Consider the following 12,122-nt stretch of genomic DNA (forward strand, 5'->3'; position numbering starts at 1 on the left):
AAAACGGGGCAAGGACCGGCGCGCGCGCCGGTCAGAACTTGCAATTGGTCAGGTGAAACTCGACATCCTGCTCGGTCTGCCGCGGCCGGGATTCCCCGGTCACCGCGCTGACGAAGCGGATATTGAGCGCGTATTTATTGGCGGACAGCTCGGGCAACAGCTCCAGGCCGCCATCGTAGGCCACCCGGATCAGCTGCACCACCTTGCCGCCGGACATCTGCTGGAACACGCCGCGGCGCGCCACGTAATGATGGGTCTTGCCGCTGTCGCGCAACAGGGTCAGCAGAATGCCCGCCGCCTCGGCGGTGGGCATCAGCGGCGACGCCCAGCGCTTGATGTCCTGACGCCGCACCTCGGCCGACTTCTGCTGCCACTGGTGATAAGACGGCAAATCGAACTGGCAGGTGCCGCCGGGGATGCCGGCGCGCTGCTTGATCGCCATCAGCCACTCGTTTTCGCGCAGATGCTGGCCGAACTTGCCGGTCAGCGCCAGCAGCCGGCTGGACGCGTGCTCGATGTCCTCCAGCACGCCCTCCAGGGTCTCTTCCGCCACTTGCGGATTCTCGCGCAGCGCTTCCAGCATCTGTTTCTGCCGTTCCAACTCCTGCAGCAGATCCGCCTTCAAGTCCGCGCGCGAGGCGGTTTCCATCAGCTCGAACAACACCAGCAGGGCCGCATGATGATCATACGGATGGTCCTTGCCGATGAAATACCCAAGACGTGCGTAGAGATGCTCCAGGCGGAGCAGGATGCGGGTTCGCTCGGTGACGGGAAACTCAAAACTGATCACGGCGCATCGGCCCTTCTGCTTGGCTCGCGAGAGCCCGGTTATGATCTATCGGCTAGGCTGGCAAGATAATAATCGTGTTTGGCGTCGACTTGAAGCCTCAACGCAGCCAAGCTGTCATTATTACAAATTATATCGTCGGCGCGTTCGCGTCGCTGCGCTCTCGAACATTGCGCCGCCATGATCGCGCGCACGGCGTTTTCGTCCATGCCGTTGCGCCGCATCACCCGCTCCAGTTGCGCCGACTCCTCGCAATCCACCAACAAGGTGCGCGCCAGCATCGGCAGATAATGCCCGGTTTCAAACAATAAGGGCACCACCAACACGCAATACGGCCCGCGCGCCTCGGCCACCCTGGCCTCGCTCTGCTGCCGGATCAGCGGATGCAGCACGCTCTCCAGCCGCTGACGGCTGCCGGCGTCGGCGAACACGCGCTCGCGCATCCAGCCGCGATCCAAAGCGCCGTCCGCTCGCACCGCGCCCGCGCCGAAAGCCGCCGCCAAGGCCGGCATCGCCGCGCCATGCGGCCCGGTCAGCTCGTGCGCGATGGCGTCGGTGTCGACCACCGGCACGCCCAATTCGGCGAAGCGATCGGCCGCCGCGCTCTTACCGGAACCAATGCCGCCGGTCAGCCCCACCACTTTAATAGCCATGCAAATACCAATACACGATGTCTTGCCCCCAGATCAGGGCAATCCAGCCGGCGGCCGCTAGATAAGGGCCAAACGGCAAGGGCTGGCCACGACCGTGCTTGGCCAGCAAAATCAAGACCACGCCCACCACCGCGCCCACCAGCGAGGACAGCAGGATCACCAAAGGCAGCAAGGTCCATCCCAGCCAGGCGCCCAAGGCGGCCAGCAGCTTGAAGTCGCCATAGCCCATGCCCTCCTTGCCGGTGACCAGCTTGAAACCGTGAAACAACAGCCACAAGCTCAGATAGCCGGCCATCGCGCCTATCACCGCGTCGGCCAAGGGCACGGTTCCGGTCAGCAGGTTGAACAGCAAGCCGCCCCACAGCAAGGGCAAGGTCAGGTTGTCCGGCAGCAGCTGCGTGTCCGCATCGATGAAAGTCAGCGCCAAGAGCACCGCGGTCAAGGCCATATAGGCCGGCAATTGCGCCGACCACCCATAACGCCAGGCCAGGAAAGCGAACAATACGCCGGCCGACAGCTCCACCGCCGGATAACGCCAAGGGATGTTGACTCGGCAGCTCGCGCAGCGGCCGCGCAGCAACAGGAAGCTCAACAGCGGAATGTTCTGCCACGGACGCACCACGGCCCGGCATTGCGGGCAGTGCGAGGCCGGCCGCATTAAATTATAGGGCTCGACCGCCTCGCTCTCCTCCAGCTGCAGACAATCAACGCAATTCCGCCGCCATTCGGCTTCCAGCATCTTGGGCAAACGATGGATGAGCACATTCAGAAAACTGCCAAGCAACAAACCCAGCACCAGCGCCGCGCCGGCGAAAGCCAGCGGGTACGAGCCGGCGATCCAGCGCCACTCCTCCATCATCCAACCACCTGCCCCATTTTGAAAATCGGCATATACATCGCAATGATCAAACCGCCGATCAAGATCCCCAGAATCACCATGATGGCCGGCTCCAGCAAGCTGGACAGCGCGGCCACCGCATTATCGACTTCTTCTTCGTAAAAATCCGCCACCTTGTCCAGCATCTGGTCCAGCGAGCCGGACTCCTCGCCGATCGAGGTCATTTGCAGCACCATATTAGGGAACAAGTCGGTGCGTTGCATCGAATAATTGAGGCTGGAGCCGGTGCTGACGTCGTTCTGAATCCGCTTGGTGGCATCCGCATACACCTGATTGCCGGAGGCGCCGCCCACCGAATCCAGCGCTTCCACCAGCGGCACCCCGGCGGCGAACAAGGTGGACAAGGTGCGCGCCCAGCGCGCGATGGTGGCTTTGCGGATGATGTCGCCGATCACCGGCATGCGCAGCAGAATGCGGTCCATCCGCTCTTGCAGCTTGGGCGTGCGCTTGAAGGCGTAGAGAAAGCCGAACAGGCTGCCGAAGACCACGCCGAAGATCAGCCACCAGTAATGGACGAAGCCATCCGACAGCCAGATCACGAACAAGGTCGGCGCCGGCAAATTGGCGCCGAAGCTGGAGAACAAATCCTTGAACGCCGGAATCACGTAAATCATGATGACGGCGGTAATGATGAAGGCGGTGCCGACGATAGCCGACGGATAGATCAGCGCCGACTTGATCTTGCCCTTGATCGCCATCACCTTTTCCTTGTAGGTGGCCAGCTTGTCCAGCAAGGAGTCCAGCACGCCGCCGGTTTCGCCCGCGGCGATGATGTTGCAGAACAGCTTGTCGAAGTACAAGGGCCGCTTGCGGAAGGCCTCCGCCAGCGACAGACCGGTTTCCACATCCGCGCGCACTTCCAGCAGCATCTTGGTCACGGCGGGGTTGCCGTGGCCCTTGGCCGCGATGTCGAAAGCCTGCAACAGCGGTACGCCGGCGCGCATCATGGTCGCCAGCTGCCGGGTGAACAAGGTGATGTCCCGCTCGGTGATGCGCTTGCCGAACCCGGCGCGCCGGCGCTTGATCTTGACGACATTGATGCCTTGACGCCGCAGCTGAGTCTTGGCCACCGCCTCGGACTCCGCTCTCAATTCCCCGCGTATCGCCTTGCCCGCCTTGTCCTTGCCTTCCCACTCCCAGACAAAGCCCGGCGTCGCTTTTTTCGCTACCGTGACTGCCATTCCATGGCCTCTTTCTTATTCCAAGCCGTTAAGTCAGCTTTCCGGCGGCTGCCGGAGGCGCGAAACCGCTTTTATTCGTTGGTCACCGCCTCGATCTCGGTCAACGAGGTCAAGCCCGCCTTGACCTTCAGCAGGCCGGCGTGGCGCAAATCCACCATGCCCTCCTTGCGCGCCAGATCGGCGATATCGATGGCGGTGCCGTTCTGCATGATCAAACGCGTCATCGCGTCGGTGATGGGCATCACTTCGTAAATGCCGGTACGGCCGCGGTAGCCGGTATTGCGGCACTCCTCACAGCCCACCGGCGCATAGGGCTTCCAGCTGCCGTCCAATTCCTCTTTCTTGAAACCCGCCCGCAACAGCGCCTCTTCGGGAATGTCCGCCGGCTTCTTGCAATGCGCGCACAAACGGCGCGCCAGACGCTGCGCCATGATCAGCAACACCGAGCTGGCGATATTGAACGGCGCCACCCCCATGTTCAGCATCCGGGTCAAAGTCGCCGGCGCGTTATTGGTATGCAGGGTGGAGAACACCATGTGACCGGTCTGCGCCGCCTTGATCGCGATGTCCGCCGTTTCGAAATCCCGGATCTCGCCCACCATGATCACATCCGGATCCTGGCGCAGAAAAGCCTTCAAGGCCGAGGCGAAGGTCAACCCGGCGCGCTCGTTGACGTTGACCTGATTGATGCCCGGCAAATTGATTTCCACCGGATCCTCGGCCGTGGCGATATTGATGTCCGGCTTGTTCAGCAAATTAAGACAGGTATACAGCGACACCGTTTTACCGCTGCCGGTGGGGCCGGTCACCAGCACCATGCCGTAGGGACGCCCGATCGCGTCCAGCAACAAACGTTTCTGCTCCGGCTCGAAGCCGAGCTGCTCGATATCCAGATTCGCGGCCGACGAGTCCAGAATACGCATCACAATCTTTTCGCCGTACAAAGTGGGTAAGGTGCTGACCCGGAAATCGATCGCCCGCGCCTTGGAAATGACCAGCTTCATCCGGCCATCCTGCGGCACCCGCTTTTCCGAAATATCCAGCTTGGAAATCACCTTGATCCGGGAGGCGATCTTTTCCTTCAACACCAAGGGCGGCTGCGAGATCTCCTTCAACACCCCATCCACCCGGTAACGGATGCGGTAGAACTTCTCATAGGGTTCGAAATGGATATCGGACGCGCCGCCATTGATCGCGTCCAGCAACACCTTGTGGATGAATTTGACCACCGGCGCGTCGTCGACGTCCGGCTGCGCGCCGGTATCCGCCGGCGCGTCCGGATCGGCGAATTCGAGATCGCCAAAATCCTCGTTTTCCAGGGCCTTGATCGCGGCGGTGGCGTCCTCGCCGTACTTGCCGAGCATCTTGCCCAGCTTGTCGTCCTCCACCACCACCACTTCCACCGTCATCCCGGTCTTGAAGGTGATGGCGTGATAGGCCGAGGTCTGAGTCGGGTCCGAGGTGCCGACATACAGCTTGTTGCCGCGCTTGAGCAGGGGCAGCAAGCGCCGGCTGGCGATCAATTCGTCATCCACCACGCCCTTGGGCAACTGATCGAGATCAATGGCCGACATGTCCAATAAGGGATAGCCAAAGGTCTTGGACGCGAACATCGCGACATCCTGCGCCGTCATCTTCTTGCTCTGAATCAGCTGCTCGACAAAGCTGATATGCGATGCCTGAGACTGACGCAGAATGGCGTCCGCATCCTGCTGCAACAGCATATTGTTTTGCACCAAGGCCCGACCCAAGCCGGAAATGCCAGCCGAAGCTTCCATACGCTTGCAACTCACCAGTAAACAGATTTGAGGACACCGCGCGACGCTCCCGTGCCAGAGCCCGCCGCCTTCAAGACAGCCGCACTACCGTTACAACATTATATGCAAAATGCGGATGCTGCTTTGACTTAAATCCCGGCGCGGCTGGATAGGTCCGGCTTAGCGCCAAAACAAAAAGGACTGCCGAAGCAGTCCTTTCAAGGTGGTACTCAAGTGCACTTAGAAGCGGTGCACCAGACCCAGGCCGAAGGAGTTTTCCTTCTCCACATTATTGCCCTTCCACTTCACGTGACCGTAGGAAGTGTAAACCTCGGTACGCTTGGACAAAGCGTAGTCCAGAGCCAATACATATTGGTCGTAACCAGAGTTGTTGACATCGCTACCACCAACGCTGATGTCGTAACCCTTGACGTAGGAGAAGTACGGGGTCAACGAACCGAAGGTATAACCCAGAGTCAGGGCCAGTTCGCGGGTTTTCACTTCTTTGCTCACATCCAGATTGCTAGAGCCAGCGGTCAAAGCGTTAAAGGCGGCTTTGTTATACAACACGCCCTTGGTATCGGCATAAACGCCGGCAGTGCCATCGATATAGCCACGAATTTGTTGATAGCCCAAGACCGCATAGATATTGTTGGCCATGTAGCCGCCTTCAAAGCGGTGCCAATCTTTATTCGAGCTACGCCCGCCAGACACAAGCGCCTTATCGGCGTCACCCCAGTTCTGGTAGTTGTACTTGCCGAAGAAACCGGAGTTTTCATAGCTCAGGCCCAGGTTCCAAGTCTGGCGATTGGTGCGGCTGCCATCAGTGCTTGCCCCGCGAGCTTCGTCGGTGCCATACAGGAACGCGAAGCTGAAGCCGGCCCAGTTCGGGCTGTCGTAGCGAATGGCGTTGTTGACGCGGTCATCAAGGCGGGTGAAGTAAGCCAGACCACCTACGCTTTGCGAACTGTAATAGCCCGGGTCCACCTGCTCCATCGAATCGTTAGCGTAGTTGGACAGACGCCCCAGACGGAACTTACCCCAGCTGTCGCCGGCCAAGCCGATGAAACTGTCGCGGGTATTAAAGCCAGAGGATTCGGAGCCGTCGATATTCACGCGATTCTCAACCTGCCAGATGGCTTTCAGGCCATTGCCCAGATCTTCGTTGCCCTTGAAGCCGATGCGCGAGGTCCAGTCGTTGATCTGGGAGTTACCCTGGGGCTTGCCGTTGGAGTCGAGGCTGGTATTCGAGCGGTAGGTCTTGTTGTACTCGTAACCACCGCGGATTTCACCGTAGATGGTGACGTCGGCCATTGCGGCGGCGGCCGGCATCAGGGCGGCGATTGCAAGAGCGATATGCGTCTTGTTCATTGCAGTTCCTTTCAAGTCAGTTGATATTGTCCTGTTGATTTCGCTAGTTCTAAGGCCAGAGAACCCGGACATTTATGTGTCGCCGATATGCTTCGGTGATCGCTAGGCTCAATATAAGACCGGCGTTGCGAAAAAACAAAAACAGCATGCACTTCCAACAAAAAAGCACTCAAAAAAACAACACATGCATCACAAACCCTTGTTTTACATGAACACCAGACTGAAGCGCCACCAGCCGTGAGATGCAATTACGCAACATAAGCAGCAACTTAGTGCAAAAAAGCAACAAACCACAAAGCATAAAATGGACCATCTACTGTCAGACAATCAAACCATGACTAGCTTACCCATGAGCAAGGTTTCACTTTACTGGCTCAGGCGCGACTTGCGCCTGGAGGACAACCACGCTTTGCAGCAAGCGCTGGCTTCGGGCCGCCCGGTGCAGTGCGTCTTTGTTTTCGACAGCAATATTCTCGACACGCTCTCCCCCGCCGACAGACGTATCGGCTTCATCTGGCAATCCTTGCAGGAAGTTCAGACGTCCCTGCGCGCAGCGGGCGGGGACCTATGGTGTGCGACAGGGCCAGCGCAAGACATCATCCCGAGGCTGGCGGCGCAGCTAGACGCCGAGGCCGTTTACGTGAACGAGGATTACGAGCCCTATGCGCGCCAGCGAGACCAGGTGGTTGCCCAGACTCTGGCAACAATGGGCAAGAGCTTGCTCTCATACAAGGACCAGGTCATTTTCGCCAGGGACGAGCTGCTCACCTCCAGCGGCAAACCCTTCACCGTGTTTACCCCCTACTGCAATGCCTGGCTCAAAAGACTGAGCCCACAGCACAGCCAATCGCTGACCATGCCTTCGCTGGCGGGCCGCTTGCGCCCGCCAGCGGGCACGCCGGCTATGCCCGACTTGGCGGAATTGGGCTTCGCCCAGGCAGAACCCTGCTTGCTGACGCCCGGGGCCTCCGGCGCCCAAGAGCGGTTCGCCGATTTCTGTCAGCAACGCATCCAACGCTACCATCAACAAAGGGACTACCCCGGCGTAAAGGGCGTGTCCTATCTGTCCACCCATTTGCGCTTCGGCACCATCTCGATTCGCCAACTGGTGCAATTCGCCAGTTTCGACGGCGGAGAGGGCGCGATGTGCTGGCTGAAGGAGTTGATCTGGCGAGAGTTTTATCAGCAGCTGCTATGGCACTTCCCCAATATCGCCGCTCACAGCTTCAAGCCGCAATACCGAGACCTTCCCTTTCCCAACCGCCAGGACTGGCTGGAAAGCTGGCAAAAAGGACTAAGTGGTTATCCATTGATTGATGCGGCCATGCGACAACTGAACCAAACCGGCTATATGCACAACCGGCTGCGCATGATCGCCGCCAGTTTTCTGGTCAAGGATTTGCTGATTGACTGGCGTCTGGGCGAACGCTATTTCGCGGAGAAGCTGCTGGACTTCGATCTGGCCTCGAACAACGGCGGCTGGCAATGGGCGGCCTCCACCGGTTGCGACGCGCAACCCTATTTCCGCATCTTCAACCCGGTGACGCAATCGCAGAAATTCGATCCGGACGGCCGCTTCATCCGTCGCTACGTGCCGGAGTTGGCCGCGCTCAGCGATCAGGCGATCCACGCCCCCTGGCAAGCCAAGGCGCTGCCGGAAGGCTTCGTGCTGGGCCGGGACTATCCACGCCCCATCGTCGACCACGCTGAGCAAAGGCAATTGGCGCTGGCTCTGTTCGGCAAGCAATGAAAAACGCCCGCATCCGCGGGCGTTGTTTCCAGCAAACCATTGACGGGTAAACGTCAGGGCTTTTTCTTGGCCGCCGGTTTGGAGGCTTCTTTCTTGACGCCGGCCACCGGTTTGGCCGCAGCGGCGGCGGGCTTGGCGGCGGCGGCGGGTTTGGCCGCGGCTTTCGGCGCGGCGCTGGAAGCGCCGCTGACCGCGATCTCGCTGCGCAGTTTTTCCAAGGTCTTGTCGCCAATCCCGCTGACGTTTTTCAGATCGTCAACGCTCTTGAACGGTCCGTTCTTGGCGCGGTAATCCACAATGGCCTTGGCCTTGACCGGGCCGATTCCGTTCAACGCCTCCAACTCCTGCTGGTTGGCGGTATTAATGTTGACGGCGGCGAAAGCGGTACCGCAAATCAGCATCAGGGCGGCAAACAGGGCTAACAATTTTTTCATCATTGATCTCCTTGTGAGACAGGACTGGCAACCTCAACCGCGTTGCAGGATCAATTCTATGACGACCTTGCTGCCAATGTAAGCTAGCGCCAAGGACAGGAAACCGGCCAAAGTCCAGCGAATCGCCACCCGGCCGCGCCAGCCTTGCAACTTGCGGCCGATCAACAGGCCGCCGAACAATAGCCAGGACAACACGGCGAAGATGGTCTTGTGCGTCAGCGCCGCGGCATGTCCCAACACTTCTTCGGAGAACACTACGCCGGTCAGCAAGGAAACCGTCAGCAGCAAGAAGCCGACGCCTATCACCTGGAACATCATTTTTTCCAGGGACAGCAAGGGCGGCAATTGCTTGACCAGCGGAGAGGCCCGCTTATCGTGCAGGGCTTTCTCCAAAAACAGCATCAAAATGGCGATCAGCGCGCCGATGGCGAACAGGCTGTAAGCAAACAGGGAGACCAGGATATGCAGCACAAAAGCCGGATTGCTCAGGTCTTGCACTACGTGCTGGCCGGGGAACAGCAGGGCGAAACCCAGCGCGGCCATCGCCAGCGGCATCATGAACAGCTGCAGGCCTTCCACGCGATAGAAGAAGCTGCAAGTCCAATAAATCAGCAGCATGATCCACACCATCACCGACAGCGCGCGGCCAACCCCCAGGGACAGTAAAGCGCCCTGAGTCAGCGGCAACAACACCGCAATCGCCTGCAGCAGCAGCAGCACGCCCAATAGGCTGTGTTCCAGCCGCGGCTTGCGCGGCCAGCACGCCAGGCCGCGCCAGTTGGCGAAGTAGTGCCAGCTGAAAACCCCGTAAGAGAGGATCAGCGCAATAGAAAGTACGAGCAGGAAACGGGTCATGTCGGGTGTTTTATCAAAACCGGGCGCAGCCCCGGCGGCTCGTGGTAAAATCGATAGTTTGAGAGTCTACACCAACCGGCAAGCCGTTGGCAGAAGTAAGGACGCACCATGCTAGACAACCTGACCAGCCGCCTGTCCGGCGTGATGAAAAATCTGCGCGGCAATGCGCGCTTGACCGAGGCCAATATCCAGGACGCGATGCGCGAAGTGCGCATGGCCCTGCTGGAGGCCGACGTCGCCCTGCCCGTGGTCAAAACCTTTATCGCCCAGGTCAAGGAGCGCGCGCTCGGCCAGGACGTGGCCGGCAGCCTGACGCCGGGCCAAGCCCTGGTGGGCGTGGTCAATGAGGAATTGACCAAATTGATGGGCGAGAAGAACGACGCCCTCAATCTGGCCGCCGTGCCGCCCGCCATCGTGCTGATGGCCGGCCTGCAGGGCGCCGGCAAAACCACCACGGTAGGCAAGCTCGCCAAGCTATTGAAAGAGACCCAGAAGAAAAAAGTGCTGGTCGTCTCCGCCGACGTTTACCGCCCCGCCGCCATCGAGCAGTTGAAACTGCTGGCCCAGCAGGTCGGCGTCGAATGGTTCCCGTCCTCCGGCGACCAGAATCCGGTCGATATCGCCCGCGCCGCGGTGGATCACGCCAAGCGCCACTTCTTCGATGTGCTGATGGTGGATACCGCCGGCCGTCTGGCCATCGACGAGGCGATGATGGCCGAGATCAAGGCGCTGCACGCGACTCTGAATCCGGTGGAGACCTTGTTTGTCGTCGACGCGATGCAGGGCCAGGATGCGGTCAACACCGCCCAGGCTTTCAATGAAGCGCTGCCGCTGACCGGCGTCATCCTCACCAAGATGGACGGCGACTCGCGCGGCGGCGCCGCGCTGTCGGTCCGCCACATCACCGGCAAGCCGATCAAATTCATCGGCGTCGGCGAAAAAGTGTCCGGCCTGGAACCCTTCCACCCGGACCGGATCGCCAGCCGGATTTTGGGCATGGGCGATGTGCTGTCGCTGATCGAGGAAGTGCAAAAAGGCATCGATCAGGACGAAGCCGCCGCCATGGCCAAGAAGTTGAAGTCCGGCAAGGGCTTCGACCTTGAAGACTTCAAGGCCCAGATGCAGCAGATGAAGAAAATGGGCGGCATGAGCAATCTGCTGGAGAAAATGCCGGGGCAACTGGGCCAGATGGCCAAGGGCGTGCAGGGCGCGGAGGCGGAGAAAGCCATGCGCCGCATCGAAGGCATCATCAACTCGATGACGCCGCAAGAGCGCCATAAGCCGGAATTGCTCAAGGCCAGCCGCAAACGACGCATCGCCGCCGGCGCCGGCGTGACGGTGCAGGAGGTCAACAAGCTGCTGAACCAATTCGAACAGACTCAGAAAATGATGAAGCAGTTCTCCTCCAAGGGAGGCATGATGAAAATGCTTCGCGGCATGAAGGGCATGATGCCCGGCATGTAAGCTGAAACGGGTGCCTAGCACCCGTTTTTCTTGATGTAAAAGGATTTCGATGTCGCTCGATGTTGCCGTTCTGACCGATTCGCGCCTGCTGCCGCCTGACGACGGCGACTGGTACCGCCGCCAGGTTCATCATGAAGACGGCCTGGTGCTGGCGGCGCTGCAGCGCCAGGGCTTGCGTGTCCGCCGCCTGGCCTGGGACGATCCGGACATGGACTGGGCCGACTCTGCTTGCGCTCTGTTCCGCACCACCTGGGATTACTTCGAGCGCCTGCCCGCGTTTTCCGACTGGCTGGCGCGCGCGGCCGCTCAAACCCGCCTCTTCAACGAGATTGAGCTGATTCACTGGAATCTGGACAAGCATTACCTGTCCGAGCTGCAACAAAACGCTGTTCATACGGTGGACACGCGCTACATTGAGAAAGGCGCGCCGCAAACGCTGCGCCAGTTGCTGGAAGAGCGGAACTGGGACGACGCCATCTTGAAACCGGCCGTCTCCGGAGCCGCCCGGCACACGTATCGCGTCGCCCCGACAAACGCGGAATCGCTGGAATGCGTATACGCCGAGCTGATCCAGCAGGAGGCCATGCTGCTGCAGCCCATGCAACACAATGTGCTGAGCCAGGGAGAATTGTCCCTGATCGTCATCGACGGCCGCTTCAGCCACGCCATCCGCAAAACGCCGAAGTCCGGCGACTTCCGCGTGCAAGACGATCACGGCGGCCAGGTCCACCAGCATCAGGCCGACGCGCAAGAGATCGCCTTCGCCGAAGCCGCCGTGCGGGCGGTCCCTTTCGACGTGCTGTACGCGCGCGTCGACATGATTCGCGACAACCATGACCGCCTGGCGGTCATGGAGCTGGAAATGATTGAACCGGAGCTGTTTTTCCGCTTCCGACCGCAAGCCGCGGAGGAGTTGGCCGCGGCGCTCGCGCGCCGTCTGCGCTGAGCAATGAGCGATTTTGTACCGCAACC

At 60.0% G+C, this 12,122-nt stretch carries 11 protein-coding genes; 3 read left to right on the top strand and 8 right to left on the bottom strand.

Annotated features, from left to right (window positions below; all coding sequences use genetic code 11):
• Nucleotides 1–31 precede the first annotated feature (31 nt).
• The 6 genes from zapD to JC616_RS19810 all read right to left on the bottom strand — a co-directional run bounded on the left by zapD (nucleotide 32) and on the right by JC616_RS19810 (nucleotide 6,647).
• Entirely contained in the window at nucleotides 32–790 is a 759-nt protein-coding gene (zapD, locus tag JC616_RS19785) for a cell division protein ZapD (protein ID WP_019100891.1), read from the bottom strand.
• A 38-nt stretch (nucleotides 791–828) separates the two neighbouring features.
• Nucleotides 829–1,440, bottom strand: a complete 612-nt coding sequence (gene coaE / locus JC616_RS19790; protein ID WP_107800580.1) for a dephospho-CoA kinase — start codon at nucleotides 1,438–1,440, stop codon at nucleotides 829–831.
• On the bottom strand, nucleotides 1,430–2,299 hold the full coding sequence (locus tag JC616_RS19795) for a prepilin peptidase (protein ID WP_404990255.1): 870 nt from the start codon (nucleotides 2,297–2,299) through the stop codon (nucleotides 1,430–1,432). Before JC616_RS19795 ends, coaE begins: the two co-directional genes overlap by 11 nt.
• On the bottom strand, nucleotides 2,296–3,519 hold the full coding sequence (locus tag JC616_RS19800) for a type II secretion system F family protein (RefSeq protein ID WP_227104937.1): 1,224 nt from the start codon (nucleotides 3,517–3,519) through the stop codon (nucleotides 2,296–2,298). Before JC616_RS19800 ends, JC616_RS19795 begins: the two co-directional genes overlap by 4 nt.
• A 71-nt stretch (nucleotides 3,520–3,590) precedes the next feature.
• Nucleotides 3,591–5,297: a type IV-A pilus assembly ATPase PilB gene (gene pilB / locus JC616_RS19805; RefSeq protein WP_107800583.1), complete on the bottom strand. Its 1,707-nt coding sequence runs from the start codon at nucleotides 5,295–5,297 to the stop codon at nucleotides 3,591–3,593.
• A 219-nt stretch (nucleotides 5,298–5,516) separates the two neighbouring features.
• Complete coding sequence (locus tag JC616_RS19810; RefSeq protein WP_158274338.1) at nucleotides 5,517–6,647, bottom strand: porin; 1,131 nt, start codon at nucleotides 6,645–6,647, stop codon at nucleotides 5,517–5,519.
• Nucleotides 6,648–6,981: 334 nt separating this feature from the next.
• Here JC616_RS19810 and JC616_RS19815 point away from each other — a divergent pair, with 334 nt between their 5' ends.
• Nucleotides 6,982–8,397, top strand: coding sequence for a cryptochrome/photolyase family protein (locus JC616_RS19815; RefSeq protein ID WP_227104939.1), 1,416 nt, complete (start codon nucleotides 6,982–6,984; stop codon nucleotides 8,395–8,397).
• A 53-nt stretch (nucleotides 8,398–8,450) separates the two neighbouring features.
• Here JC616_RS19815 and JC616_RS19820 read toward each other — a convergent pair whose 3' ends face one another.
• Both JC616_RS19820 and JC616_RS19825 read right to left on the bottom strand, forming a co-directional pair.
• Nucleotides 8,451–8,831 carry a ComEA family DNA-binding protein gene (locus JC616_RS19820; protein WP_107800586.1) on the bottom strand — a complete coding sequence of 127 codons (381 nt, stop codon included), beginning with the start codon at nucleotides 8,829–8,831 and terminating at the stop codon, nucleotides 8,451–8,453.
• A gap of 33 nt (nucleotides 8,832–8,864) precedes the next feature.
• Nucleotides 8,865–9,686 carry a cytochrome C assembly family protein gene (locus JC616_RS19825; RefSeq protein WP_107800587.1) on the bottom strand — a complete coding sequence of 274 codons (822 nt, stop codon included), beginning with the start codon at nucleotides 9,684–9,686 and terminating at the stop codon, nucleotides 8,865–8,867.
• A 108-nt stretch (nucleotides 9,687–9,794) separates the two neighbouring features.
• Between JC616_RS19825 and ffh the strand changes: the two genes are divergently transcribed.
• Together ffh and JC616_RS19835 are read left to right on the top strand one after the other, a co-directional pair.
• Nucleotides 9,795–11,150, top strand: coding sequence for a signal recognition particle protein (ffh, locus tag JC616_RS19830; protein ID WP_227104941.1), 1,356 nt, complete (start codon nucleotides 9,795–9,797; stop codon nucleotides 11,148–11,150).
• A gap of 49 nt (nucleotides 11,151–11,199) precedes the next feature.
• Nucleotides 11,200–12,096, top strand: coding sequence for an ATP-grasp domain-containing protein (locus tag JC616_RS19835; protein ID WP_227104943.1), 897 nt, complete (start codon nucleotides 11,200–11,202; stop codon nucleotides 12,094–12,096).
• Nucleotides 12,097–12,122 lie beyond the last annotated feature (26 nt).

The organism is Chromobacterium rhizoryzae, from assembly GCF_020544465.1.
Classification (GTDB): Bacteria; Pseudomonadota; Gammaproteobacteria; order Burkholderiales; family Chromobacteriaceae; genus Chromobacterium.

Excerpts from the sequence above, each read along its gene's own strand:
- coaE (WP_107800580.1), bottom strand. The coding sequence starts at position 1,440 with ATGGCTATTAAAGTGGTGGGGCTGACCGGCGGCATTGGTTCCGGTAAG.
- JC616_RS19795 (WP_404990255.1), bottom strand. The coding sequence starts at position 2,299 with ATGATGGAGGAGTGGCGCTGGATCGCCGGCTCGTACCCGCTGGCTTTC.
- JC616_RS19800 (WP_227104937.1), bottom strand. The coding sequence starts at position 3,519 with ATGGCAGTCACGGTAGCGAAAAAAGCGACGCCGGGCTTTGTCTGGGAG.
- pilB (WP_107800583.1), bottom strand. The coding sequence starts at position 5,297 with ATGGAAGCTTCGGCTGGCATTTCCGGCTTGGGTCGGGCCTTGGTGCAA.
- JC616_RS19810 (WP_158274338.1), bottom strand. The coding sequence starts at position 6,647 with ATGAACAAGACGCATATCGCTCTTGCAATCGCCGCCCTGATGCCGGCC.
- JC616_RS19815 (WP_227104939.1), top strand. The coding sequence starts at position 6,982 with ATGACTAGCTTACCCATGAGCAAGGTTTCACTTTACTGGCTCAGGCGC.
- JC616_RS19820 (WP_107800586.1), bottom strand. The coding sequence starts at position 8,831 with ATGAAAAAATTGTTAGCCCTGTTTGCCGCCCTGATGCTGATTTGCGGT.
- JC616_RS19825 (WP_107800587.1), bottom strand. The coding sequence starts at position 9,686 with ATGACCCGTTTCCTGCTCGTACTTTCTATTGCGCTGATCCTCTCTTAC.
- ffh (WP_227104941.1), top strand. The coding sequence starts at position 9,795 with ATGCTAGACAACCTGACCAGCCGCCTGTCCGGCGTGATGAAAAATCTG.
- JC616_RS19835 (WP_227104943.1), top strand. The coding sequence starts at position 11,200 with ATGTCGCTCGATGTTGCCGTTCTGACCGATTCGCGCCTGCTGCCGCCT.